Source organism: Lentibacillus sp. JNUCC-1 (assembly GCF_009741735.1).
Classification (GTDB): domain Bacteria; phylum Bacillota; class Bacilli; order Bacillales; family Amphibacillaceae; genus Lentibacillus_B.
Genome location: NZ_WHOH01000001.1, coordinates 1,484,720 through 1,510,591, shown reverse-complemented (window position 1 = coordinate 1,510,591; position 25,872 = coordinate 1,484,720). Strand labels below are relative to the sequence as shown.

Here is a 25,872-nt window from a genome sequence, read left to right as displayed (position 1 = left end):
GGCATATATCGGCATTTTTGGGTCATATATCGGAAAATCATAGAAATAACAGCACAACCTGAAACTTAAAGACCGTCCTGCCTAGGAGATCTTTAAGTTTTTTCTTAAATGGATCAACTGTCTTTGTTTAAGGTTCCTTCCATCAGGTAATGGCTATACTATTACAAACCGTTTAGAAAGAATGGTGTCGCATGGAAAATCTGGATCTCCACCACATCGTACAGCTCGGCCTGTTCCTGCTCATGATCGCAGCAGGCATCACCGCTATTGCGAAAAAATTTGATAAACCCTATCCGATTGCGCTCGTCATTGTCGGCGCCATCATTGGGCTGTCCAATATCGCTGTCTTGGAGCCTTTGAAAGATTTCATTACAGAAGGCGAAATCTTTAACTTTGTCATCATTACGTTATTTCTGCCGGCGCTTTTGGGTGAAGCTGCGCTGAAATTGCCGTTTTCCCACCTCAATGCCAACAGGGCTCCCATTCTGACCCTCGCTTTTGGCGGCACATTTCTCTCCTTTCTTGTGGTCGGTTTCCTGTCACTGTGGCTGCTCGATTTCCCGATCGCGGCTGCATTTGTGTTCGCAGCTGTCATGAGTGCCACAGACCCGGTGAGTGTGCTGTCGATTTTCAAAGGCCTCGGGGTGAACAAAAAACTCTCCACCATCATTGAAGGGGAAAGTCTGTTTAACGATGGTCTGGCCGTCGTCTTGTTTAACATCTCGGCATTCTCGCTTGTGGCTTACATGGACATGGGGCTCGGCGGTGTCGGTATGGGCTTGTGGGATTTTATCAAAGTCGTTTCCCTCGGGATCGTGATTGGCAGTGTGTTCGGCTTGGGATTTTCCCGTTTGACCCGTTACTTCGATGACTATCCGCTGGAAATCATCTTCAGCATCATTTTGTTTTATGGTTCCTTTCTGCTCGCTGAAAGTGCAGGTGCATCAGGTGTTATTGCTGTTGTCGTCGGCGCACTTGTTTTCGGAAATTACGGGGCAAAAATCGGGATGAGTCCCACCACCAAATTAAATATCAACAACTTTTGGGACGTTGCCGCCTTGCTTGCAAACTCCCTGGTCTTCCTGATGGTCGGACTGGAAATTGCCCGGATTAATGTTCATGAAAAATGGGGGCTGATCTTCCTAGCCATTGCGATCGTACTGGTTGCCAGAAGTGCAGCGGTTTACCTTAGCATGGCCTTCATCCGCGACATACCGATCGGCTGGAAGCATGTACTCAACTGGGGCGGATTGCGAGGTTCTCTCTCTATTGCACTTGTTCTAAGCCTGCCGCGAGACTTTCCAGCGCGGGAAGATATTCTGCTTGTGGCCTTCAGTGTCGTTCTGTTTTCACTGCTGATTCAGGGTTTGTCCATTAAGACGCTGCTGGGACGGCTTGGCATTACTCAAAAACGGGAAGGCTACACAGAATACGAGAAAGTCATTGCAGATTCTCACCAATACGAAGCCGCCATTGAGGAGATCCAGCGCGTGAAGGACAATTTATTTGTAACCCGGGCCGTGTCTCAAGAAGTTGTCGACGGCTACAAAGAAAAACTCGCGGCCTTGCACAGCGAGTCGGATAAGCTGCTCGAACAGTATCCCGAATTAAAACAGGAACAGCAGGTTGTTTTGAAAAAGTACGCCCTCTACGCCCAATATGACGCCATCGAGTCCTTGCAGAAAAGTGACGTCATCTCCGCTGACATCGCTGATCAGGAAAAAGACGTGATCACGAAAAAGCTGGTCGAGTTGGAGGATGATGAATAACACCAGTTGAAGCACGGTTGTAACATTTAAAACAAATAAACGTCATATATCATAAGAACCGATCTTCATTCCTGGAGGGATAATATGCGTTTGTGGGTCCTAATGTTTGCCGCGCTTGCCTTTATAACTGCCGGGTGTGATGCCCAACAGCCTACTGAAGAGCATGTCATCATTGATTGGGTAGATTTTGTGAAACTGAATGATGTCCAGTACGAGGCTAGCCACACCAGTGTGATTACAGATCCTTCATTTGTTGGTGAGAAGATTGGCGACGTGACGTTTAACGTGGATGACAACATTTCCAACACCAGATACACCATTAAAAATGGAGACGCCGCTTATTTGGAAAAAGGCACCCTTGTTTATCAGGTTAACGATATGCCCGGCTATGCTGCAGTGCCGGATGAATATGAAATCAGCGGCTACAGGTTATATAGTGGTGGTGAAGCTGGTGAGAACGATATGCCTCAGCATTTTAGTGATTTGACTGCGGAATCGGTGAAGAAAATTGAGGTTTATATGATAGAGGGCAAGCCTAAGCTGGTGAACACTTTATCTGAAGAAGCAGGGGTTTCGAAGTTTATGTCGCTTTTGGACAGCGGTGAAAGTGGATCGTACACACCAGACACCTCATCCGGAGACCCGGATCGGTTTGCGCTTGTTTTTGACTATGGGGAACCGATTGCTTACACCAGCACGATTTTTTATGATGGGGTCAAGTGGTACTGGCATGAACAAGAGATGACTCTTCTTCCTAACGATGTGAAGCAGTATGTGCAGTGACAGACGTTTCGCAATTGAAGATATGTTATAATATGGAAAGTTTAAATCCGCTGCAGCCGGGGAGGCTCAATTCATGGAAGAAACGATTTCTCTAAGCACTTTAAAAGCTTTTGCTGAAGAGAAGATTCATAAGAAATTGCTGATCAAAGTCATGTGGGGCGATCAGGAGAAACTGACCCTTCTGATTGTGCCCAACATGAAAGTGAATTCATTTATTTACGATGAAAAGGAAGGCTATCTGTTCTACAATGCAGAGGGCAAGCCAGTTACATACACGATTCCTTGTGTTTTAACAGAGGATCAATTTACAGATGGACAAGTCAGATTGGACGGCCCGATTCGTATTGCAGGACAGCCATTATCTAAAGAAGACATGCAGGTTTTACGTTCCAAATGATTGAAGACAATGCATGGACATTCAGGGGAAAAGGAGAATTTAATGAATAAGGATCATTTAATAAAAACGTTTGAGCAGGCGCGCGGTTATTTCCCGGCATTGACGGAAACGCCCGAATCAGAGCCCATTTATTATTTGGATAACTCTGCCGGCACACAGGTTTCCAGGTTTGTAACCGATCGAATCAATACTTTTTTTACGGACCACAATGCCCAAAAAGGAACGATTTTCAAACGGGAAAAGCGAATGTCTGAGAAAATCCTTGAGGCACGGCAATTAGCAGCCGATTTGGTCGGCGCCAAAGACCATACCGAGATTGCGCTCGGTCTGAATGCCTCATCCTTTTTCCAGGCGATGGCCCACCATTTGGCCAGAGATTTCAAACCGGGAGACCATATTGTTGTGTCTGAAATTGGTCATTGGAGCAACATCGACCCGTGGCAAGAGCTTGAGGAACGAGGCATCCACGTCCACATGTGGCGCGGTGATGCGGACGGCAATCTGGATTGGGCTCATTTTGACGAATTGCTCGCATTGTCACCAAAAGTGGTGGCGGTTGGCTGGGTGTCCAACGCCACAGGAACGATTTCTGACATTAAAAAAGTGGCTGAGGCAGCACACAAGGCCGGTGCGCTTGTCGTGGTTGATGCTGTGCAGCAAGTCCCGCATTTACCCACTGACTTTACAGATGCGGACATAGACTTTGCCGCTTTTTCAGGTTACAAAGTGTTTGGCCCCCACCTTGGATTCGGTTATTTTAATAGACAACATCCAGAGCGGCTCGAAGGCTATAGAATCAAAGAAATGCTTAGCCAGGACGCGACTGCTTTTGAAATTGGCACCCAGAATCATGAGGGCATTCACGGCTTTATCGGTGCTATGGCATATCTCGAGCAGTTTTCCAAAGATGGGGTTCGGAATGGACTGTCTGCAGATATCGCTCATGTGCCGGCGACTGCGGGTGAAGAACGACGTAAACTTTACCATGCTATGCATCTGATAAAAGCGTACGAGCAGATTCTATCAGACTACTTTTTTGAAAAGCTGAGCGGCATCGAGGGTGTAGAGTTATATGGTGTGACTGCGCGCGACCGCTTGGAGGAACGTGTACCGGTGTTTGCGTTTAATATTGAAGGCTGGTCCGCTGAGGAGATCGGAAGCAAGCTTGATGCGTTTGGGATCGAGGCCCGAACCGGCAATTTCCATAATAACGATGTTAAGCAGCTGGCCAAACGTTTCGGCGGTTCGGCCGTTCGCATCAGTATGATCCATTACAATGCCTTAGCAGACATCGATTATTTATTCCAGTGTCTGGAGCAGATTTTAGATGTGAAGGTGAGCTAGGAGTAATGAGGTCTGGTGTGTGTGATAATGGGAGAGCGGCTCGTATTGATATGAGCCGCTTTTCTTTGTGCTGGTGTTGATGATGGCTTGCTGTCGGCTGGCCTTGGATCGCATGCGCGTGATCTGGATATGCACATTCGGATGCGGATTTGCACATTCGTTTCCGGATATGCACATTCGGACGCGGATATGCACATTCATTCCCAGATATGCACATTCGGACGCGCATTTGCACATTCATTCCCAGATATGCACACTCAAACGCGCATTTGCACATTCATTCCCAGATATGCACATTCAGACGCGTATTTGCGCATTCATTCTCAGATATGCACATTCAGACGCGATTGACACCCCAACACCCCCGCTCATTTACGGATTATCATTTAACATAAAGCCGAGCGCCATTATGACCGGCACCAGAATAAAAAACAGGGTAATCAGGATTGGCATGAGGATCCCGATGTATTTTTTTGTGCCAGCTTCTTTATTTTTTATCCCTATTATACTGGTGACAATCCCTGAGATCAGAGAAAGCCCGGCCAAGACCATCAGCAACATGATTATTCCTGACATAAGGCCTTGCGGGTGGTCAGGGGCAACTACATAACTGGCAATCAGAAATAGAGTGCCCGCAAGCCCCATTACAGCAGACCAATAGCCGTATGGTTTGTTAAAAATCATTTTACCCCTCCTGAGCTGAGATACTAACTTTCATAAAAGAAGACCGTGCCCATAACAATGATGATCGTGTATAAATTGATTAAAATGCTTATTAATGGCGTGCTGTCTGTTCCTTTTCTCATAAACAAAACGATGGTGCACAATAACATGGCCCTAATCCCAATGAAATGTTTGTGAAAATATAAGCGGGTCGACCTATTAAAACGTTCAAGTTCATAAAAAACAGATTAATGATTAGCAGAATATATGCCACACCATGTATCAGACTGCTTATCTTCAATTTACGATTTGACAGTTTCATAAATCGTCGTCTCCTCTGTAAAGTTACGTTACTGTGGCAGCAGATCGAATACCATTGCAAATAAATGAATGGACGGTGGTATGAGTAGACCGACTACTAAAGCAATGAGTCCTGTTCGTATATAGGCTGAGGATTGGCTGCGTCGCAGTATTTTCCTGTCAACTTCCGGATTGCGGTTACTTTCATTCGCCTCATCTTCTGTCTCTGCCTCCAAAAAAGCTTGATACTGTTCAAGTTTATCCAGTTCACCTTCCATTTGGATTTCTTCTTCTTCAGTCAAGGTCCCTTCCCGATACTTTTTAAAGTTTGATTTGAATTCTTCACTATTCAAGAGGTTCATCCTTTCCTTCCAAAGCGCGTTTCAGTTTGCGTTTAGCTCGGAACACTATACTTTTAAAGTTTGAAACCGTCACATCCATTTCCGCAGCAGCTTCCTTGTAATTTAATTCTTCAATATACACATACCGAATGGCATCACGATAACGATCTTTGAGATTCATGATTTCTTTCTGCAGGTTTTGAATGTTTTCTTTTCTGAACAGTTGGTCCTCGGGTGTAACCTCAGAATCAGGAAGCATTGAAAAGTCGTAGTCGACATCTGCTGTCTTTTTGTTTTTTCTTAAATGATCGTAATACATATGGCGGGAAACGGTGAATAGCCACGCTTTATTGGGCGGATTTCTGTAGCTGTTCATATTTAAAAACGCCCGGGTGAATGTTTCCTGAACAATGTCTTCTGTTAGAGATCTGTTTTTTGTTAACGAAAAAATGAATCGATAAACATCGTTAAAATAGGCACTATACAGCTCATCAATATTCATCTTTGAAATATCCTTTCACTTAATCAACGATCTCACAAAAGGTTTGTTGCACCAAATATAATAAAACTTATTAACAAACCAAGCTGAGTTTCACCCAACCAGCAATGCCCCATAGTTTTCCCGGTCCATTACAGAACATGCTCATATGTAAAAAACCTCCCACCCCGGGAGGTTTTTATTAATCTTTATTTTTCTGCATTAAAGGTGTCAACGGCTGCCTGGGCTACTTGGACGTCTTGCGGTACTGCACCGCCGCTGACGCCAACGGCTCCGACTATTTTTCCGTCTTTTTCTAGTGGAAAGCCACCGCCGAACACGACAATTTTTCCTTGGTTGGTGGTGTTAAGGCCCCAGAGTTCTGCGTTTGGAACGGTCGCTTCCTCGAGGTTACTTGTTGGCATTTTTAAAGCGACGGCTGTCCAAGCTTTGTTTCTCGCGATGTCTACACTCGCTAGCCATGCATCGTCCATGCGGTGTGTTGCAACGAGATTGCCGCCATCGTCCATAACGGATATCACCATCTGGACGCCGATATTACCGGCTTCTTTCTCCGCTCCTGCTATGACCTTCTTCGCCAATTCCAAATTGATCTTCTCCATTAATAACCTTCCTTTCTCTAGAAAATTATGTCTCTCCAAATGCAATTCCCGCCATTACTGTTAATAAACATTTAAACTAAAAAGTCCGGCTTTTCTTGTTTTATAAGTAAAAAAGCGGGAATATGAACATGTAAGCGGCTTCATGATGCATGAAAGTCTCATGGCAGTCTACACTGTCAGCTCATTTTTAAAGGAGGTTTTTTTGTTGGCAGACAATCGCGGTGTCGTTTACTTAGGGAACGGAAAAGTTGAGGTGCAGGATATTTCGTACCCGGATCTTGTATTGCATGACGGACCTGGTGTGCCGCCCTCTAACGCAGGACGGAAGTGTGAGCATGGGGTGATTATTAAAAATATCGTAACCAACATTTGCGGCAGTGATCAGCATATGGTCAGAGGCCGCACGACTGCCCCGGAAGGTATGGTATTGGGCCACGAAATTACCGGAGAGATTGTGGAAGTCGGACGAGACGTGGAATTTTTGAAAAAAGGAGATATCGTATCTGTTCCATTTAACGTCGCATGCGGCCGCTGTAAAATGTGCCGCCGTCAGGATACACACATCTGTGAGAACGTTAACCCAGAGAGACCAGGCGGCGCATACGGTTACGTTGACATGGGCGGCTGGGTAGGCGGCCAGTCTGAATATGTGATGGTTCCATACGCAGACTTCCAACTGTTGAAATTCCCTGATAGAGATCAGGCCATGGACAAGATTCTGGACTTAACAATGTTATCAGATATTTTCCCAACGGGGTATCATGGGGCCATTAATGCCGGAGTAACGACGGGATCCAGCGTCTATGTGGCTGGTGCCGGCCCGGTTGGTCTGGCAGCTGCCCACTCGGCACAACTGCTTGGTGCCGCTGTCGTTATTGTAGGGGATTTAAACGAAGAACGGCTGAAGCAGGCCAGAAGCTTTGGCTGTGAAACAATTAATCTACAAAAACATGACGATGTCGGTGAGCAGATCGAGCAGATCCTTGGTGAACCTGAAGTTGATTGTGCGATTGACGCGGTAGGTTTTGAGGCTTACGGTCATGGCACAGATTACAATGACGCACCCGCAACAGTTCTGAACACGATGATGGACGTTGTTGAAGCGGGCGGCCAATTCGGCATTCCCGGCCTGTATGTGACAGAAGATCCAGGTGCAAAAGATAAAGACGCACAGCAAGGGTCGCTCAAAGTGCGATTTGGACTCGGCTGGTCAAAAGCGCATTCCATGCATACCGGCCAAACGCCAGCCATGAAATATCAGCGTCAATTAATGAACGCCATTTTACATGGAAAAGCGGATATCGCCAATGTGGTGAACGCCACCGTCATTTCGCTCGACGAGGCACCACAAGGCTATGCAGACTTTGACAGCGGGGTTGCGAAGAAATTCGTGATCGACCCGCATGGAAGTTTGAGTAAATAGAGTTAGAGAAAGGGAGGCTTTTGGGCCTCCCTTTTTAATTTGGAGTTATTGATTGCGGGGGTGAGGCGTGCTGGGCGGATCGATTGCTCGTGCTCAAGGTCGGATATGCACTTTCGTTTCCGGGATATGCACACTCATTTCCGAATATGCACATTCATTCCGAAATATGCACGCTCGTTCCCAGATATGCACATTCATCGCGAAATATGCACGTTCATTCCGAAATATGCACATTCGGTACGCCATCAGTAACCCACCAAGTCTCCCCTTTAGGTCACTTTTGATAGTGTTGCCTAATCAAATCGGTCAGTCCGGTCTTGTCCAACAGAGGTATAGGGACGAGGAATGTGACGGTGACAACGCCGGGATTCCGTCCAATGTCGATGGACCCGGTAATGGTCGCTCGGTTCATCACCTCTTCCACACTGATACCGAACAGTTTTGCCGCGCGCTGTAACCCATTATCTGTCGCTTCGTTCAACGTCGCACCTGAGCCGACAAATGAAACGGGCAGACTGTCTTCTACTTCAGACATGCCCCACCCTTTTGCCACGTCGAGGGCTGCGGCTTTTTCCTGCTCGGTGAGGGGCTTAGCTGAAAAAGGCAAGTCCTCTTCCACCGGCAATAAAATTGGACCATCCAGCTCAAGTCCTTTTATAACTTTCACCTGGAGGTTCACAATGCCTGATACATCTGTCGTGTGTCCGGCGATTTCTCCATTGCCTTGCATGGCGTGCATATCACCCAGATAGACACCGCCGCCTGCTACTTTAACAGGCGCAATCAATACAGCGCCGGTACGTACGCGGTTAATATCCATATGGCCGTCTGTGCGGTGCTTCAATTCCTCTTTAGGCATACCATAATCGTGCGGCGCATCAATCAGAAACTGAGCAAAATCTCCTGCATTATGGGAGTCAGGGAAAGCTTTTGACGGTGTCGTGCCAAGCTGTCCAAGAAACGCTCTAACCCTGGCAACCGTTCCGACAAGATCGTGTGGTGCAAAGCTGACCACCGGATTCTGAACAGAAGCTTCTGGTGTGGCCATAAAGTCTTTTCCATTTTCACCGACTGCTTCTGCCCCGTCTTTATTGAGTGTTACCCCGACTGAACGATTGGAGTCGAATGCCATTGTATAGCCATTGGTAATGACGAATGGTGTCACGTCTGCGCCACAGTTTTGGCACCTGATCGCTTCTTTACCAAGCCCTTCCACGGTAGAGGCCGGATTCAACCCACCGCATTCCGGACATTTTCCAGCAACGAACGGATCTCCAACGAAACGCCCGTCCACAGGGGAATCGCTGCCCGACGCTGTTGCCTGGGATGTGATCTGGATGGATTTGATGCGAATGGCAATCGCATCCCCCACTTCCGCTCCCTCCACATATACGGGCTTTGTCACTTCATGTCCGCCTTTCAGCTGCGGTGTCATCATCGGGCCCCAACACCCTGGCGCAGTATTGGCTACGATATGTCCACCATCCGCTACAGGGCCGAGCATCTTCTTATTCGGGTCAAGAATGCCATCTGTAAATTCGTTTACAAATACGGTCTGTTGTACCATTGAACATCTCTCCCTCTGTAAGTGCTTACACCCATTATAGATGCATGGTGTCGAACAAGCTAGGAATTGGTTTTACTTTGACGAAAAGTTAATACTATATATGGACTTTAGAAATGTTAAAATAAAAGGCAGTTAAGTCGTGGAGTAGTAGATCTTATATGACATTATATCGGCGTTTTCGCTGCTGATATCGGCGAATCTGAAGTGTATATCGGCGTTTTCGGGGCTTTTATCGGCGAAATCATCTATTTTAACGTTCAAAACTAAGATTATACCGGGTTACATCAAACAGGATCCGCTTAAGACTTTTACAAATTCAAATATGAGAAGAGTTAGCTTATTAAAAAACCCAATCAAAATGATTACATGCATATTGTGTTGAGATGGAATGAGAGAAGTCAATTTTATTCAGAAAGAGTAGATTTGAACCCTGACAGTGTTATAGGCAAGAAAGCACGGGACAAACCTGCCCCGTGCTTTCTTTTTCAACTTTAAAGCTGTGTCGGATGTTTCATGAAAAATGGAACTTTCTCAACGCCTGTCAGACGGACGTATGTGAACAGCTGTCCTTTATGATGGATTTCATGGTCAATGGCATTGGACAGCCAGAAGCTGCCTGGTGCCTCGTCACGGTTGAACTCAATGGTTGTGTTGAGCTGGTTCTTGGTTAATGAGCTGAGATCGAGCTGTGTTTTTTGCGTATAACGGTCGACGATGTCGCGCACATCCTGCAAGGTTTCAAACGTTTCTTCGTTTGGGGGTGAGAATTTGCCGTTAAGGATTAGTTTGGTGAACATGTCCATTGACGTGGCAATATGAACGGCGAGCCCGCCCAGAGACATCGCGCCGTCCCATGGTTTGTAATGGATGTCTTTCTCATCCACGAGCACGAGAAGGTCCTGAACCACCCGTCGATGCTTGAGCCATCCGTTTACCACTTCATTGATTGTATCCATATTACTTCCCCTCCTGAATTTTACAGTTCGATAAAATCCATTTTAACTTATCTCCGTCTATATATCCAAGACTTCATTTCCATGATACACTTGTTCTTAAGCAAACAAATATCATACAGGATAAACAACTGTATCATTTCTATGGTTATACAAAAAATAAACCTACTACTAAAGTTGTGCGTCTGCACACGATACAAAGGATGAACACACTATGACTAAACAACAGCGAAATTGGCATCTAGCAGACAGTTACACACAATTGCCGCACATTTTTTATAAACCAACCAATCCGACACCTGTTAAAGCTCCGAAGCTGCTCATTTTCAACGAAGAACTGGCAGCGTGGCTTGGGCTGGATACGGACTTTTTAAGAAGTGATCAAGGGATTGATGTGCTGGCGGGCAATGCTGTCCCTGAGGGTGCGAATCCAATCGCCCAGGCTTACACCGGCCACCAATTCGGCATGTTTACGATGCTTGGAGACGGCAGGGCAGTACTTTTGGGCGAGCATAACACGCCACAGCATGAGCGTGTTGACATTCAGCTTAAAGGTGCTGGCCGAACGAATTATTCCCGTGGCGGGGATGGACGGGCAGCGCTTGGCCCGATGCTCAGGGAGTATATGATCAGTGAGGCTATGCACGGACTCGGGGTACCGACGACGCGGTCACTTGCTGTCGTATCAACCGGAGAACCCATTATGCGGGAGACCCCACTCACAGGAGCCGTTTTGACACGGGTGGCCAAAAGTCATTTGCGTGTGGGTACGTTTCAGTACGCTGCGCGCTTTGGCTCGTTCGATGATGTAAAAGCCTTGGCTGACTATGCAATTGACCGCCATTATCCTGAGCTGAATAACAAGTTGCATCCATACTTGTCCTTTTTTCAGGAAGTGATCAAAGAACAGGCCAGCCTGGTCGCCAAATGGCAGCTCGTCGGCTTTATTCACGGGGTCATGAACACGGATAACATGGCTATCAGCGGCGAAACCATCGACTACGGTCCGTGCGCATTTATGGACACGTATGACCCGAGAATCGTGTTCAGTTCAATCGACGTTCAAGGCCGGTATGCATACAGCAATCAGCCGCCTATTGCCCATTGGAATCTGGCGCGGCTGGGAGAAGCGATGCTGTCGCTCATCGACGAGGATGAAGACCAAGCAGTCAAGCAAGTGGAGAAAGAGCTTGAAGCATTTCCGCGCCTGTTTAATGATCATTGGATGAATGGCATGCGCGCCAAACTCGGATTGTTTAACGAAGAACCTGAAGATGACAGTTTGATCACCAGCCTGCTCGACATTATGAAGACTCACAAAGCTGATTATACAAATACCTTTTTGGGCCTGACATACGACAAGCTTGATGATGCGACAATTTTTTCTACTGACGACTTTCGAAAATGGCATAAACGCTGGTTGAGGCGCGTTGAGAAGCAACACGAAACAGACGAAGAACGAAAAGATTTGATGCGCTGTAACAATCCAGCTGTCATTCCAAGAAATCACCGTGTGGAAGAAGCACTCACAGCAGCCGTTGACAACGACGATTTGACACTGGTTGAAGAGCTCTTGCACCTTATGAAAGATCCCTATGCACACACTGACGAACAAATTGAGTACGCGAAGGCTCCCATTCCGGAAGGTCCCTATACAACGTATTGTGGAACCTAAGCGGAAGTGCCGCTGCCCCCTCCCTGCGATTTCAGGGAGGGGGTTTTTTGTGTTGTTGGACTGGGGGTGATCGTATGGGTAAGGTGGGCCTCATTTGGTTGATATCAGAAATTTTGGTGTGGATATCGGAAATTCGTAGTCGGATATCGGCGTTTTTGCATCATATATCGGCGAATTCATGTGATATATCGGAAAAATGGGATTCGATGTATTTTTATGTCAGGTGGTCAGCTGTGGTCTTAAATGCTCAACAGCTATTAATTTGTTTAATTTGTCACATATGGATTTACACACTTTCATGATGATTTTTTTGATTTTATAACATAAACCCATTGTAATAGTCCTTACAGTGTTTTGTTAAAATATGACAGTTGTATAGTTTGTGAAATATTACTTTATCTTATTGTGAAATACTTCACATTATGATACGCTATAACCGTACTTAAAAAACAAAGGAGTGACACACCAATGGAAAAAATTAGTGTTGGAGCATTCATTAATAAAATATTAGCTGGTGTGGCATTGGGGATCGTTGTTGGATTGGTTCCAAACGCCATTTTAGGAGAGCTGTTCAAATTCCTCTCACAATATCATGATATCTTCGCCACTTTAAACAGTGTTGTGGTAGGTATCCAATTTACAGTGCCGGTCATTGTTGGAGTGCTGATCGCTATGCAGTTTAAGCTAAATCCGCTTCAGACCGTTGTCGTAGGTACAGCCGCTTTTGTCGGAAGTGGTGCCGCTTCCTTCCAGGAAAATGTCTGGATTCTTACAGGGATCGGAGACCTGATCAACACGATGATCACCGCTGCCATTGCAGTCTTAATGATCCTGTTTATCAAAGACAGGTTTAAGAGTCTGACCATTATTTTACTGCCGATTACAGCAGGAGGCATTGCCGGGTTTATAGGTATTATTCTTTTACCTTATGTTCAATTAATCACAACTGGGCTTGGCCACATGATCAACAGCTTTACAAATCTACAGCCTTTATTAATGACTATTTTAATTGCAATTGCCTTTAGTATTATTATCGTTTCTCCTATTTCAACTGTTGCAATTGCTATGGCCATTGGTATTTCGGGTATAGCAGCCGGAGCCGCAAACATTGGGATCGCAGCAGCAGCATGTATGCTCGTCATTGGCACAGTAAGAGTGAATAACAGTGGTGTTCCGATTGCCGTTTTTCTCGGTGCCATGAAAATGATGATGCCGAACCTGCTGAAAAACCCGATCATCGCTGTCCCGATCGGATTAACAGCAATAGTTACCGCGGTTGCAGCCAGTCTCTTCGGTATTCAAGGCACACCTGAATCAGCCGGCTTTGGTTATTCAGGCCTGGTTGGACCTATTAACGCCTTTAAGTTTATGGATGGAAGTGTTCTGCTTAACTTGGGAATTCTGTTACTTGTTTACTTCATCATTCCATTTATCGCAGCGTATTTGATTCACAACTTATGTACAAAAGTACTAAAACTATATGACCCATCTGTATTTAAATTTATTGCAGAAGAGGAAAGCGGGGATAAAAATGACTAAAATAATAATGTTTGGTGTACGTGAAGACGAGAAGGACGCTGCCTTGAATTGGGCAGAAGCAAATGCAGTGGATTTAACTTTGACTGACGAACTACTCACTATGGACAACGTCGACCGTGTAAAAGGCTTTGATGGGCTTTCCATTCAGCAAACGATTAAAGTCGATAACCAAATCTATCCACGACTGCAAACGTTTGGCATCAAACAAATTGCTCAGCGCAGTGCAGGATTCGACATGTATGATCTGGATGAGGCACGAAAAAATGACATCATCATCTCAAACGTGCCCAGCTATTCGCCGAATTCTATCGCTGAATACGCTGTGACCGCTGCCTTGCAACTGGTGCGCAAAACCGATCTAATCCAGCAAAGAGTCGCCGCTCAGGACTTCCGCTGGCAAAAGTCAATTATGGCTAAAGAGATCAAGAGCTTGCAAGTAGCTATTATCGGCACCGGACGCATCGGCCAAATCACAGCACAAATTTTCAAAGGATTTGGTGCCAAAATTGTCGGCTTTGACTTATATCCAAACGAGCAAGCAAAACAACATCTTGAGTATAAAGACACCATTGAAGAAGCTGTTGAGAATGCCGATATCGTTTCAATTCATATGCCAGCTACGAAAGACAACTACCACCTATTTGACGAAGCGCTTTTCGCACATTTTAAGGACGGTGCAGTATTTATCAACACAGCGCGGGGAACTGTCGTTGACACGCAGGCTCTCCTGACAGCGATCGACAGTGGGAAACTTGCTGGAGCAGCATTAGATACGTATGAAAATGAAACTTCCTACTTTCCTAAAGATTTCCGGGGCCAGACGATCACCGACCAGGTTATGTTAGAACTCATCAGTCGTCGGGATGTCATCTTAACCCCACACATCGCCTTTTACACCAACATTGCCGTGCAAAACCTTGTAGAAGGCGGATTAGATGCAACTTTATCCGTTATTCAAACAGGCACATGTGACACACGATTAAACTAATTTGAGAAGGACCAAGGGTGATTTGCCCTGGTCCTTTTTTTGTCTCAAAGGATCTTGAACAGAGCCAGGTGTCACTTGACTTATTTCCTCGGAATTTCCGCTTGAAAATTGACCTGGGTCAATTACGGTTCCCTTCCGCGGGTGTACGATGTAGATAAAGGATTGACACCTATTCCGCTTAAAGAAGGGATGCTTTATGGCGTTTACATTGTGGGAAGTCCGACAAGTTGTCCTCGGGCTGCATATATTGCTGGCAATCGCATGGGTCGGTGGGGTGTTGTTTGTTGGTTGGGGTGTGTTTCCGGCTGTCAGAAAGCTTGCCTATCGCGAACAACAACGTGTGCTTTATCTTGTGATGAAACACGCGCATCTTTTGCTGACATTGGCAGGCGCGGCCGTGATTGTCACTGGTATATTGCTCGGCACAGTCTTCGGTCCCTTGAAACAATGGGATGATATTATTGGAACAGCTTATGGCCATATTTGGGCAGCGGCCCTGTTAACAGCTATTTTCACCCTTTTATGGGGCGTATCGATCGGCTTTCGTCATGCCATGCGTATTTTAAAAAATGATCAACTGTGGATAGACGCGGATCAAGGGGTTAAATCACCTTTAATTAAGGGGCTGATTTCCATCGCTTTGTTTGAAAGTGTAGAGGTGGTTGGGTTTATCGTGCTGATTGGTTTGATGGTGACGCTTTAGAAGTGCAGACCGAGGAGGGAATTCATAAGGAGGTTTTGGTCATGAGCATAAATAAGATTCATATGGAGGAAGGAAGCCTTGGTCAATATTATTATAAACAATCTTGGGTTTCCCTATTTAGACCGCTGACACTTTCCGGGACGATCAGCCCTGCTTTAGCAGGTACCGCAATCGCCGGATGGCAGCATGAGATTCATTTTTCATTGTTCTTGGGTGTCTTGTTTGGGGCTTTGCTGATTCAGGCCGCCACCAATCTGCTGAATGATTACTTTGACTTTAAAAATGGTCAGGATAAGGAGAAGTGGACAACTGAACCGATGTCCGGACAGCATTTGCCTGCACACCACACTTTGCCGATTATTGCCGGGGTTATGATGACCGTCGCCGCATTCATCGGCATCTGGCTCGGCTCGGTCACAAGCGTTTGGCTGATTGCTGTAGGGGCAGCAGGCGTGGCAGCCGGATACGCCTATTCCGCCGGCAAGCGCTCACTTGCTGCGAGAGGTCTCGGTGAGCTGACAGCCGCAGTTTTTCTCGGGCCCGTGATTACGCTGATCGCATTTACCGTGCAAGGCGGTCGGATTTCAGCCGTCATCTTGGGCGTGTCATTGGTTTTTGCCTCGCTCATCGCATCAATGATTTTAACCAATAACATCCGCGACCTGGAAAAAGACCGTCTTTTCCGCAATACGCTTGCAAACCGTCTCGGAAAATCTGGTGCGGTAAAATTGCTCGCCGTTCTTCTGGCAGTGCCTTATCTTGTGGTGATTGTACTTGTCATGCTACAGCGCCTGCCTGTGGTTTCATTGCTCGTTTTAGGCGCGATCCCCGTGGCCGTGATGTTGTACCGATCATACGCACCTGATGCTTCCAAAAAGCAACAGCAGCTCGGCATGAAATGGGCAGCCCGCCACCACTGGGTCTTTGGTTTGCTTCTAACTGCTACCTTGCTGATCCCGTACAGTTGAACTTAGGAGGGGCCGGTCTCCCACGCCAAAAGGGTCTCGTGACCGACCCCTTAAGTTATATCGGAAATTTTGGTGCGGATATCGGAAATTCCAGGTTGGATATCGGCGTTTTCGGACCATATATCGGCGAATTCATGTGGTATATCGGAAAAATGGTTGTCTTTTCATCCTTTTTAGGAACACTTGTTCTTTTTAAAGTTATATGATATAGTAATTTTCAGAGTAGACATCTTGTTATAACTTCATTCCACCTCAGGGATGTGTTAAAATGCAAGTAATTGAACGTGTCAGAGAACGATCTGACGAAACCACATATACTGCCCACCACCACGACCTGTTGTTTAAGCAACTGATCCACACTTTTTTCGAGGAGTTTCTTGAAGCGTTTTTTCCTGATGTGCACCAAAACATCGATTTCCGCCACCTCAGTCCGATCTCTGAAGAAGTCTTCACTGATCTGCACGAAGGCGACACCAGACGACTGGATATTGTCATGGAAACCAAGCTGAAGGACGAAGATGTTATTCTCATCATCCATGTCGAACCACAAAGCTATACCCAATCCAACTTTCGTGAACGCATGTATCATTATTTTAGTATGCTTACAATAAATACCGCAAACCGATTGTCCCGATCGCTGTGTTCAGCTATGACCATAAGCGGGAGGAGCCGACTGAATTTCATATGACATTCCCTTTCTTTCATGTCCTTACGTTTAACTTTCTCACACTTCCATTAAAGCAAACAAACTGGCGTGATTTTATCAAGTCCAATAATCCGGCTGCAGCAGCTTTGTTAAGCAAAATGGGTTACACGGAAAAGGAGAGAACACAAGTTAAATTTGAATTTTTACGTATGATGTCTAAGATGGAACTGAATCCAGCTAAGATGCGTTTGATTTATGGATTTTTTGATAGATATCTGTCATTAAGTGAAAAGGAGGAGGAGATGGTCATGGAAAAGGTTAAGCATTCGCCGGATATGGAGAAGATTATGGAATTGCCGATTTCCTATGAGGAGAAAGGGAAGCGTATTGGAGAAGAGATTGGGAAGGAAATGGGAAAGAAAGAAGTGGCGGCTTCGATGTTGCGAGAAGGATCTCCAATTGATTTCATAATCAAAGTAACCGGTTTGAGCCATGATGAAATAGAAGCATTAAAACGATAAAATAAAACCAGGCTTAACTGATGATCAGCTGAGCCTGGTATTCCCTACAGGAGGACTCTGCCTCCTCGTTCCCTTATATCATCAAAATTCTAATCGGTCTGTTCTCCTCTGGCTTTCCCCAGTTTATCAATCATATACTGATAGTCCACGTCATCCAGATTGGGGTAGGTATCAATCATTTGCTTCACATCGATCAGTTCCTGGGGCAGTTTGTCATCCTTGTTGCTGGTGAATATAGATGCAATGGTCCCTGTCACAAGACCGATTACACCAATGCCTGCAATCATCAGCACACTCGCAATCAGCCTTCCAACTGGGGTTTCCGGTGACAAATCGCCGTAGCCAACCGTTGTCATTGTAACAATTGCCCACCACAGCGCATCCCCGTATGTGTGGAAGCTCGGCTCAATGATCCTCATGGGTAGCGCAATTAAAAACAGCAACACCATGATAACAATAATGAAGCGATCAATCATATACTTTTTCAAAAACTGATCAAGAAATAATGTCCGTCTGTTCATGATCATCAGCAACCTCAGGATTCTGAAAATCCTCACAAACCGGGCCATACGAAGAATTTGATCCAATGGCAGTATGGCGATAAACTCCAGTGGATGACTCTTAAAGTACGCCCACTTGTTGTCGCTATTGAAAAACCGAACCGAATAATCTATAAAGAAAATAAGCCAGATCACCCAGTCAAAGATGGCCCCTTCAGTTGATGGCAAGTCCAGCACCAAAGATAGGATCACCATTGTAGCCAGAAAAATTTCGTACACCATACCGAATTTAATTTTTTTCATCAAACCCCCACTTTGCTAAAATATCCACCAAAAATGCTATACGAATATAGTAACAAAGCTAGAGGGCATTGACAGCAAAAATTTAAGTTTGAGATGCGTCTTTTATTGAGGTAGGCGTCTGATTGTTGTTTCAAACAAAACATTTTTGATCGGCTCTTATTAAACGTATACTTAAAATAGAAACGGTTGAAATCTTTTTTCAAAAGGAGATATTTCCATGCTCAATAAACAAAAGTTTGCATGCTGTGTTTGGCCTGATTTTGCCCTGCCTTTGGGTAAAAGTGGTAAGGACTTAGTTAAATATTTTAATGAACAATATGACATAGATATAGAATATCTAGAAGCCGTGAAGACCACACCTGGCAAAGGCCCACAAGGTGGAAGGATTGATCAGATCTTCAACATTTATGGAGACGATGTGGATCGTTTTGCTGAAGTCAAAACAGAAATTGGTGCTGTTTTTGCTACTGAAATTGTGCGCGACAAAGAGCACCACTATTATAATGAACGGGTGTATAACATGTATTTTAGACAAATTGAGCGGAAGCTGATTAAAACAGGAGAGTTATCAGAATCAGACAAGTACCCGCTCAAATTTGATTAGGACGGGGTATGAGGTATGCGGCACTTCACTTGGTTGGTACCGCATATGCACGTCCATTTCGAGTTATGCACGCACATTCTCGGATTCGCACCTTTGTTTTAAGAAATGCACATGCATTCTCGGATATGCACACTCAGCCAGCACCGGACTTGCACGCGCACTCTCTGTCATGCAAGCCCCTAGCTCACTCCGTATCCTCTTTCACCTTTTCAAAAAGCACTTCCGGAATCATCTCAAAACCCTCAATTACCGTGTTTTCCTCAACTTCGATCATTAAACACAGCTTCCCGTTCACATGGACCTGACGAAGGAATCTTAAGTCCTGGGGGCTTACTTTAATATCAGCCACCTTGGTCTGAATTTTGATCGACTTGGAAGTGTATTTCGGCACGATATTGTTGGCCTTAAGCTCATACTGCTCGTCATCTGTCACACGTTTAATCGCAGACTCGACCTTTTCGGAGCTGACGTCCTTAACACCGCTATTCCTCAGGACCATTTCCATGTCTTTGCCATCAAGCTTGGAATCGTCCTCCTCATTCTCTTCACTTTCCTCCATGACGCGGTAGATTTCATCGTACACGTTGTAGAGCGTCTCTGTGTTCATCCGGTCGCCCGTAACATCTCTGACAATCTCTTCAAATACGAACTTATCCTCTTCTGCTGTCATCACATCTTCTGCGTTCAGTACGTTTTCGATCAGATGATAGTCCAATTCATTCGCTTTTCCTGCTGAAAACAACACATGATTTACATCAGACGTGCCCCCGGTGACCGCCGGGAAGAGAAATCCGGACATCGGGGCTTTCAGGTTAATAATTGGGTCAACGACGATATTGTACTTAAATTCTTTTTCCACATAATCAAACAGCAACTCTTTCTTGGGGTCCTGCGTCTGATTCATGCTGCACAAAATAAACGGATGGGAATAGACCGCATCGCGCTCACTTTCCTCCGCCTCGTCATTGCGGCGCTTCATGGGTTTCATGTACTCCCGCGGATAAATGTCAAGACCACATCCATGTCGTACTGCTTGTCAGTGAGCATTTTTTCAACGAGCCGGAGCATCTCATCGGTCCAGGCTTCCCGGTCGTCGCTTAAGAGTCCCTGATGGAGGATCAGCTGACTGCTGTCCTCAACATCACGCTGAAATTTCAGTTCAAACAGCTTCTGGTCCAGCTGCCCTGTCAGCACCTTTTTAAAGTTGGCCATGAACAATTCTTTCTGTTCGTCTTCCAGCAATTCGAACGACGTGCTTTGCTGGTGATAAACCTCGCTTGATTCTTTCATAATATAGACGTTAAAAATGTCATGTATCTTAAGCAAATCATTATTGAGTTTAAACTGTTTACGAATGTCGGCAATATCTTTCTTATTCAAAATCCATTCCACTCCTCGTTCCGTGATCAAAGCACATTCTCTTATTCTATCATACAGAAACCAGACACGGGATAAGGATTTGGCGCGTAACTTTCCACAGAAGCCATGATGCCTTTCATTCGACAAAATTCGAGCAAATTCGGGAAGTGACAGGCACTTGTCGACAGTCGTTGGATTAAAGTTGTGGTTGAAGGGGTATGAAAGAAAAAATGGAGGTGAATGCACTATGGATGAGAATCAAAATAAGGAGCAGGCGAATCCGGATAAGACGCATCAGCCTGACCGGCAGTTTTATATTCCGGCTCAGATTGTGGACGAGTTCGGTGAAAAAGGCAGGGAACACTTATACCAGAAGCCTTTGGCCAAGTTTCTGCTGGCTTTTACAGCAGGCTCGTTTATGACGTTTGGTGCCCTGTTTTCCATTTTGCTGGCAACAGGGATTGATGTGAAAGGTTATTACTATTTAATGTCCGGAATTGGATTTGCGTCTGCTTACGCTATGGTCTTCATTTCGGGATCGGTTTTATTTACGGAAATTAACGTGCTTCTTCCCTCCTATTTGTTTAACAAAAGCGGGCTTCGAAGCCAAAACATCTACAAATTCTGGCTGACAGCTTACGTTGGGAATATCATTGGCGCACTTGCTGTAGCCATTCTCATAGAATTATCGGGGTCTTTATCCCCGAGCTTTTACCCTGAGCTTTCAGAATATCTCAGCCACAAAATGAAATTCATTGAACATGGATGGATTGGGTGGTTTGAAGTGCTCATTTCGGGAATATTGGCCAACTGGCTGATTGGGATGGCAGCGTTTCTTACCACTGCAGCACGTGATATCACTGGCAAGTTCCTGGGTACCATTTTCCCGGTAATCCTGTTCGTTGCTGGTAACTTCCAACACAGTGCGGCGAATATGGGATACTTCAGTATGGGATTTCTCGCAACAGATGATTACACGTGGTACGAGTATATCTTCCTGAACCTCCTGCCAGCCAGTATCGGCAACCTGATTGGCGGTGCAATTCTGGTATCGCTGCTGTTCTCATTCGCGTATAAAGATGAAATACAGACCAAGCTTGATAAGAAAAATGACAGCTAGCCCGCCTTACTGGAAAAACAATCCCTTAATGATTTTAACAGTCACTTTGGGGATTGTTTTTTATGTGTTCTCATCAACACATTCAAAACAATAAAGCTCATGATTTTCCGTCACCACCCCATCCAAAAAACCATCCCGACAGTAAACGGTTTTACCACAGCTGACACAGACACCGACTTCTTCTTCCATACCCGTCGCCTCCTCTCAATAACCTTTTTAGTTCGATTGTACCTGACCTGGGTCTCCAGAACGATTCTAGTCTTTTTTAGTTAAAAATATAGGAACATGTGTTCTTTTATGATAAGATAAACTCACAATAGATACGCTTCACATGAGGGCCGAGGCACGCAATTTCCCCGCGGGAGACTCCCTGCAGCAGGAGGTGGTGCCAATGGATATCAGCGACGTACTGACACTGATGATCTCTTTCGGCATGTTGATCGCAGTCCTCATGTCGGCTAAAAACGAGAAATGATCCCTCTCATGCCTTGCACAGCGTTTGAGAGGGATCATCCTACAACGTGCCTTCCCCCTCAATTTGGGGTTGGTCTATTGTAACCGGTTCACGCTGCAACGTGAGCCGGTTTTTTGCATGGGCTGCATCCCCATGCTTATTGGCATTATATCATGAGCAGAACGGACTTACACGTGTAACACCGCCCCCGCCAAGTCCATTCGACAATTATTGACAAAATTCGGGAAGTGACAGGCACCGCTCTAGGTCATCTCTGCTTTTGGGCTTGCTCTATAGGACTTTTTTTAGGTCTTGTGTGATTGATTTTATGCCTTGTGTGGTCATGCCTTCGTATTTTTTTACGACTTCTCCTTCGGGGTTGACTAGGTAGAAGGCGGTGCTGTGGATCAATTCATGTTCCTCAGGGCCGCCGTCTTCCAGGGCAGCTTTAAAAGACGTGTTGGAAAGCTTTTGAATCTCTTCAAACGCGTATCCGGTTAAAAAATGCCAATTGCTCAGGTCCACCGCATAATTGCTCACATACTCTTTTAAGACGTCAGGCGTATCTGTCTCAGGCTGGACACTAAAGGATACAAACGCCACACCCTCCAGACCCGAATCATCCAACTCAGACTGAACCCTGGCCATGTTCGGTACCGTTGTCGGACAGACGATTGTGCAGCTCGTATACATGAAGTGCGCTACCCACCAGCCGCCCTTGAGATCTTTCAGGCCGAACGGTTCATGATCTTGTGTTGTAAATTCAAAGTCTGCTACCTCACCAGACATGTTCGTATCGATTTCCGCGCCACCACAGGCAGTGAGTATAATACTCAGCACGATTGCAACAATACTAAATCGTCTCATCATCAGGCCCCCTTTTTGTCGACACAAACAAGAGGGCGCCCGCCGCAGGGACACCCTCTTGCTGTCATTATTTTGACTCGTCCTTTTTTGTTTCAGAGCTGCTGTTGCTATCTGACATCATGTCACCTGCTGTATTTTTAAATTCTCTTAATGTTTGCCCGGCAGCTTTCCCAATTTCGGGCAGCTTTTTAGGGCCGAAAATGATGAGCGCAAGGATTAGAATAAGAATCATGCTTGGTATACCAATGCTTCCAATACCCATCTGTGTCACCTCCCATACATAGCGACATGTGTAAGTCATGCTTTAAGCTTTTTGCGTTGTGCGTTTAGCTTCTGCCAGCTGTCCGCCCTCATCCATATATTTTTCAATGCCTTCTGCGGCACGATAGGATAAAGCGCCAATCGTAGGCGTTGGGTGGTGTCCGCCAAATTGCGGAAATGCTGAACCGCCGACAACGAATAGATTATCAACATCCCACATTTGCAAATAATTATTCACAGCTGATGTTTCCGGGTCGTCACCCATCACGACGCCACCGGTATAATGCCCGCCGGTAAAGCTGTGATTGAACTCTTCCGGAACTTCATCATCTTCAATAATATCTGCGCCCATTTCTTCCATAATTTCATGGCATCTGTCTATGCCGAATTTGGCTATGTTTCTTTCCTGATCGCCAAATTTGTACGTGGCACGCAACAATGGGTCGCCGTACTCATCTTTATACGTTGGATCCAGGTCCAGATAATTATGCCAGTATGACATGGCAATGGCTGTATACCAGATCCGCAGTGCTCTGTATGCGTAATGCAGGGAGTTTTCTTTGTATTTTTTGCCCCAGCTCGGTGTCCCTTTAGGCACGTTGCCGCTGCTTGAAATGGCACCGAAACCGTATTGTCTCAATTCGATCGCACCGCCGCCAATGAAATCCAGGTCCGTGTGGTCGAAGTTGTCGGCTGCATAGTCATTGACCGCTGCTCCGAGTGCGCCTGCACCCATGTACAGGTTGAACTTCTTATCCTCGAAAAAGCCGAGTGTGCCGTTGAATGAGGAGTTGTACTGTCCATTAAAGTTCCGTCCGATAAGGCCTTTTCTGGTCTTCGGATCGTACTGCTCACCAATGTTTGACAGCATCAGCAAACGGTTATTGGTCAATGCAAATCCGGAGAGCACTACGACATCTGCCGGTTGCTCGAATTCCTCACCTGTTCTTTCGTCGACATACAAGACACCCGTTGCCTTGCCGCTGTTCTTATCATACAGCACCCGTCTGACATAGGCTCTTGTCCGAAGCTCATAATTATCATGCTTTAAAGCTGTGGGAATAACCGTTGCCAGCGGGTCTGCTTTTGCAGAGAAATCGCAGCCATGTCTTGTACAAAAAGAGCAGTACATACAAGCATTAAGGGTTTCGCCGTCCGGATTTTCATATTGCTCGGACATATTGCCTGCAGCCACTTGAAATGGATGGAGTCCCAGATTTTTCGTGGCGTCTTTAAACAACTTCAAACTTGGCGTTTCCTTTAGCGGAGGGTTTGGCCATGGGTTTTTCCGTTTAGGGGCAAGCGGATCCTGCTCACCTGATATGCCAGCTGTTTTCTCCCACTTGTCATAGTACTTTTCCATTTCCTCATACGTAATGCCCCAATCCTGCAGATTCATGTCTTTGGGGATCTTATCTTTTCCATAACGTTCGATGGTTTTGCTGCGAATTTCAAATTCATAAGGCCAATAACGATATGTAGCGCCTGCCCAGTGCACACTGCCGCCGCCAAGGTCTGTCCCGACCTGCATGTCATTGCGTGTTCGAATCGGCAATGCTGTTTCGTCAATGTTATTTCTTGAAGTCATTGTTTCGCTCGATAGGTTCTGCATGATCTGATAGCGATTATCGAATCGAAGTTCGTCTTTTACACCGATGTAGTCGCTTCTTTCTTTATGTCTGCCGCGTTCCAGTGCGACAACTTTTTTGCCTGCTTTGGCCATTTCTGCACTAATAATGCCGCCTGCCCAGCCAACGCCTACGATTACGACATCGGCCTTGTCCAGTTTCTTAGCCATTTATACACCGCCTCCCTGATATGCGCGTAAGCTCGTCGGCTCTTTTGATAAAAATTCTTCTGCATCTATGTCGTTCGTCCAGCCCACATAAGGTCCTGGATATTCCATCATCTTCCATCCCTGCATATCCTTATTGCCGCCATATGCCGGATCGGAATAGACGCCTTCAATGGTGGTATTTCTAAGTAACGTAAAGAACGTATCTGACCTCATACCGCGGATCTTCACATCGCCTGACTCAAAACTTTCGAGTATCGCGTCCTGTGTCTCGCCATCAAGGTCATAAAACTTCTCATCGTGGTCTTTCTTGCTGATCTCTTGCATCCGCTGCAGACCAACCAGGAACATTTCGCCCCGATTCATTTTGGACTGAAGGCCATGCGTATCTGAGGCCTGTGGTTTAAAAGGGCCTTTCGTGTAATCTTTACTATTCGAACCCCAGAACCCTGCCAGCTGTTTGTCGATAAAATACGGCACGCCCAGCTCAATAGCACCAGGCCCGTTATCATCTTCAGGATATATACGTTCCGTTGCAGCTGCCAATGTTCTAAAATCTTCGCTGCGACTGAAAAACGTCCGCGCTTCCTGCAAAGGTTCTTTTGCTTTGTTATCCGTTGTAGTAGACGTTTCTTCCGTCTTGAATGGATTACCAAACAATCCCCCTAATAACGCACCTCCGACAACGCCGCCCGCTGTATAACCGGAGTTTTTTAGAAACTGCCGTCTTGAAACATCCTTTCCGTCATGGGCTTGTTGATCCTTGTTGTTCGGATTATCATTCGCCACAGTTGTTCCCCTCCCATGTTTAACTACTAATTACCTGACTATAAATAGAAAATTCTGTACTTATGTCAGCGCACTATGACATTTTAGCATCTCGAAATATATTAATCTATGAAAAGACATTATTTTTGTGAAAAAAATT

At 45.7% G+C, this 25,872-nt stretch carries 27 protein-coding genes and 1 pseudogene; 15 read left to right on the top strand and 13 right to left on the bottom strand.

The genetic code is table 11. The features are described from left to right. Positions 1 to 191: 191 nt before the first annotated feature. From JNUCC1_RS06835 to JNUCC1_RS06820, 4 genes are all read left to right on the top strand, one after another. Positions 192 to 1,769, top strand: coding sequence for a cation:proton antiporter (locus tag JNUCC1_RS06835; RefSeq protein ID WP_156644690.1), 1,578 nt, complete (start codon positions 192 to 194; stop codon positions 1,767 to 1,769). Positions 1,770 to 1,853: 84 nt separating this feature from the next. Beyond that, entirely contained in the window at positions 1,854 to 2,552 is a 699-nt protein-coding gene (locus tag JNUCC1_RS06830; protein ID WP_156644689.1) for a hypothetical protein, read from the top strand. A gap of 73 nt (positions 2,553 to 2,625) precedes the next feature. Next, positions 2,626 to 2,949 carry a hypothetical protein gene (locus tag JNUCC1_RS06825; RefSeq protein WP_156644688.1) on the top strand — a complete coding sequence of 108 codons (324 nt, stop codon included), beginning with the start codon at positions 2,626 to 2,628 and terminating at the stop codon, positions 2,947 to 2,949. Between the two features lie 42 nt (positions 2,950 to 2,991). After that, positions 2,992 to 4,293, top strand: coding sequence for an aminotransferase class V-fold PLP-dependent enzyme (locus tag JNUCC1_RS06820; RefSeq protein WP_197431657.1), 1,302 nt, complete (start codon positions 2,992 to 2,994; stop codon positions 4,291 to 4,293). A 372-nt stretch (positions 4,294 to 4,665) separates the two neighbouring features. On the opposite strand, the gene JNUCC1_RS06815 is transcribed toward JNUCC1_RS06820, so the two are convergent. The 4 genes from JNUCC1_RS06815 to JNUCC1_RS06800 all read right to left on the bottom strand — a co-directional run bounded on the left by JNUCC1_RS06815 (position 4,666) and on the right by JNUCC1_RS06800 (position 6,698). Further along, positions 4,666 to 4,977: a hypothetical protein gene (locus tag JNUCC1_RS06815; protein ID WP_156644686.1), complete on the bottom strand. Its 312-nt coding sequence runs from the start codon at positions 4,975 to 4,977 to the stop codon at positions 4,666 to 4,668. 329 nt (positions 4,978 to 5,306) lie between these two features. Beyond that, positions 5,307 to 5,609: a hypothetical protein gene (locus JNUCC1_RS06810; RefSeq protein WP_156644685.1), complete on the bottom strand. Its 303-nt coding sequence runs from the start codon at positions 5,607 to 5,609 to the stop codon at positions 5,307 to 5,309. Then, a complete protein-coding gene (locus tag JNUCC1_RS06805; RefSeq protein WP_156644684.1) occupies positions 5,602 to 6,099 on the bottom strand; it encodes an RNA polymerase sigma factor in 498 nt (165 codons plus the stop codon). The genes JNUCC1_RS06810 and JNUCC1_RS06805 overlap by 8 nt, the downstream gene beginning before the upstream one ends. 185 nt (positions 6,100 to 6,284) lie before the next feature. After that, positions 6,285 to 6,698 (bottom strand): GlcG/HbpS family heme-binding protein, encoded by a 414-nt coding sequence (locus JNUCC1_RS06800; protein WP_156644683.1) that lies wholly within the window; start codon positions 6,696 to 6,698, stop codon positions 6,285 to 6,287. A gap of 205 nt (positions 6,699 to 6,903) precedes the next feature. Here JNUCC1_RS06800 and fdhA point away from each other — a divergent pair, with 205 nt between their 5' ends. Next, positions 6,904 to 8,121 (top strand): formaldehyde dehydrogenase, glutathione-independent, encoded by a 1,218-nt coding sequence (gene fdhA, locus JNUCC1_RS06795; RefSeq protein ID WP_156644682.1) that lies wholly within the window; start codon positions 6,904 to 6,906, stop codon positions 8,119 to 8,121. A gap of 274 nt (positions 8,122 to 8,395) precedes the next feature. On the opposite strand, the gene JNUCC1_RS06790 is transcribed toward fdhA, so the two are convergent. Further along, positions 8,396 to 9,688, bottom strand: coding sequence for an acetamidase/formamidase family protein (locus JNUCC1_RS06790; RefSeq protein WP_156644681.1), 1,293 nt, complete (start codon positions 9,686 to 9,688; stop codon positions 8,396 to 8,398). Positions 9,689 to 10,179: 491 nt separating this feature from the next. Beyond that, positions 10,180 to 10,644, bottom strand: coding sequence for a DinB family protein (locus tag JNUCC1_RS06785; protein ID WP_156644680.1), 465 nt, complete (start codon positions 10,642 to 10,644; stop codon positions 10,180 to 10,182). Between the two features lie 211 nt (positions 10,645 to 10,855). On the opposite strand from JNUCC1_RS06785, the gene JNUCC1_RS06780 reads away from it, so the two are divergent. The 7 genes from JNUCC1_RS06780 (at position 10,856) to JNUCC1_RS19190 (ending at position 17,681) form a co-directional block, all read left to right on the top strand. Beyond that, positions 10,856 to 12,316 carry a protein adenylyltransferase SelO gene (locus JNUCC1_RS06780; protein ID WP_156644679.1) on the top strand — a complete coding sequence of 487 codons (1,461 nt, stop codon included), beginning with the start codon at positions 10,856 to 10,858 and terminating at the stop codon, positions 12,314 to 12,316. 468 nt (positions 12,317 to 12,784) lie between these two features. After that, on the top strand, positions 12,785 to 13,855 hold the full coding sequence (locus JNUCC1_RS06775; RefSeq protein ID WP_156644678.1) for a PTS transporter subunit IIC: 1,071 nt from the start codon (positions 12,785 to 12,787) through the stop codon (positions 13,853 to 13,855). Then, positions 13,848 to 14,843: a D-2-hydroxyacid dehydrogenase gene (locus JNUCC1_RS06770; RefSeq protein WP_156644677.1), complete on the top strand. Its 996-nt coding sequence runs from the start codon at positions 13,848 to 13,850 to the stop codon at positions 14,841 to 14,843. The genes JNUCC1_RS06775 and JNUCC1_RS06770 overlap by 8 nt, the downstream gene beginning before the upstream one ends. A gap of 196 nt (positions 14,844 to 15,039) precedes the next feature. Beyond that, on the top strand, positions 15,040 to 15,546 hold the full coding sequence (locus tag JNUCC1_RS06765; protein ID WP_197431656.1) for a hypothetical protein: 507 nt from the start codon (positions 15,040 to 15,042) through the stop codon (positions 15,544 to 15,546). Between the two features lie 41 nt (positions 15,547 to 15,587). Then, complete coding sequence (locus JNUCC1_RS06760) at positions 15,588 to 16,514, top strand: prenyltransferase (protein WP_156644676.1); 927 nt, start codon at positions 15,588 to 15,590, stop codon at positions 16,512 to 16,514. A gap of 268 nt (positions 16,515 to 16,782) precedes the next feature. Beyond that, entirely contained in the window at positions 16,783 to 17,202 is a 420-nt protein-coding gene (locus JNUCC1_RS19195) for a hypothetical protein (protein ID WP_331713645.1), read from the top strand. Next, positions 17,199 to 17,681: a hypothetical protein gene (locus JNUCC1_RS19190; protein WP_331713644.1), complete on the top strand. Its 483-nt coding sequence runs from the start codon at positions 17,199 to 17,201 to the stop codon at positions 17,679 to 17,681. The genes JNUCC1_RS19195 and JNUCC1_RS19190 overlap by 4 nt, the downstream gene beginning before the upstream one ends. 89 nt (positions 17,682 to 17,770) lie before the next feature. Here JNUCC1_RS19190 and JNUCC1_RS06750 read toward each other — a convergent pair whose 3' ends face one another. Further along, positions 17,771 to 18,484, bottom strand: coding sequence for a potassium channel family protein (locus tag JNUCC1_RS06750; protein WP_156644675.1), 714 nt, complete (start codon positions 18,482 to 18,484; stop codon positions 17,771 to 17,773). Between the two features lie 217 nt (positions 18,485 to 18,701). Between JNUCC1_RS06750 and JNUCC1_RS06745 the strand changes: the two genes are divergently transcribed. Continuing rightward, positions 18,702 to 19,088: a hypothetical protein gene (locus JNUCC1_RS06745; protein ID WP_156644674.1), complete on the top strand. Its 387-nt coding sequence runs from the start codon at positions 18,702 to 18,704 to the stop codon at positions 19,086 to 19,088. Between the two features lie 184 nt (positions 19,089 to 19,272). On the opposite strand, the pseudogene JNUCC1_RS06740 reads toward JNUCC1_RS06745, so the two are convergent. Next, a pseudogene (locus JNUCC1_RS06740) lies at positions 19,273 to 20,468 on the bottom strand (DUF4317 domain-containing protein). Positions 20,469 to 20,694: 226 nt separating this feature from the next. Between JNUCC1_RS06740 and JNUCC1_RS06735 the strand changes: the two are divergent. Further along, positions 20,695 to 21,567 (top strand): formate/nitrite transporter family protein, encoded by an 873-nt coding sequence (locus JNUCC1_RS06735; RefSeq protein ID WP_156644673.1) that lies wholly within the window; start codon positions 20,695 to 20,697, stop codon positions 21,565 to 21,567. Positions 21,568 to 21,627: 60 nt separating this feature from the next. On the opposite strand, the gene JNUCC1_RS19000 is transcribed toward JNUCC1_RS06735, so the two are convergent. Further along, a complete protein-coding gene (locus JNUCC1_RS19000) occupies positions 21,628 to 21,756 on the bottom strand; it encodes a hypothetical protein (RefSeq protein WP_269448137.1) in 129 nt (42 codons plus the stop codon). Positions 21,757 to 21,898: 142 nt separating this feature from the next. Here JNUCC1_RS19000 and JNUCC1_RS19470 point away from each other — a divergent pair, with 142 nt between their 5' ends. Further along, positions 21,899 to 22,042: a putative holin-like toxin gene (locus JNUCC1_RS19470; RefSeq protein ID WP_442915422.1), complete on the top strand. Its 144-nt coding sequence runs from the start codon at positions 21,899 to 21,901 to the stop codon at positions 22,040 to 22,042. 270 nt (positions 22,043 to 22,312) lie between these two features. On the opposite strand, the gene JNUCC1_RS06730 is transcribed toward JNUCC1_RS19470, so the two are convergent. The 4 genes from JNUCC1_RS06730 to JNUCC1_RS06715 form a co-directional block, all read right to left on the bottom strand. After that, positions 22,313 to 22,891, bottom strand: coding sequence for an SCO family protein (locus JNUCC1_RS06730; protein ID WP_231784081.1), 579 nt, complete (start codon positions 22,889 to 22,891; stop codon positions 22,313 to 22,315). A gap of 64 nt (positions 22,892 to 22,955) precedes the next feature. Then, positions 22,956 to 23,150: a twin-arginine translocase TatA/TatE family subunit gene (gene tatA / locus JNUCC1_RS06725; RefSeq protein WP_156644672.1), complete on the bottom strand. Its 195-nt coding sequence runs from the start codon at positions 23,148 to 23,150 to the stop codon at positions 22,956 to 22,958. A 42-nt stretch (positions 23,151 to 23,192) separates the two neighbouring features. Continuing rightward, positions 23,193 to 24,947, bottom strand: coding sequence for a GMC family oxidoreductase (locus JNUCC1_RS06720; protein ID WP_156644671.1), 1,755 nt, complete (start codon positions 24,945 to 24,947; stop codon positions 23,193 to 23,195). After that, positions 24,948 to 25,733, bottom strand: a complete 786-nt coding sequence (locus tag JNUCC1_RS06715) for a gluconate 2-dehydrogenase subunit 3 family protein (protein ID WP_331713643.1) — start codon at positions 25,731 to 25,733, stop codon at positions 24,948 to 24,950. Between the last annotated feature and the right edge of the window lie 139 nt (positions 25,734 to 25,872).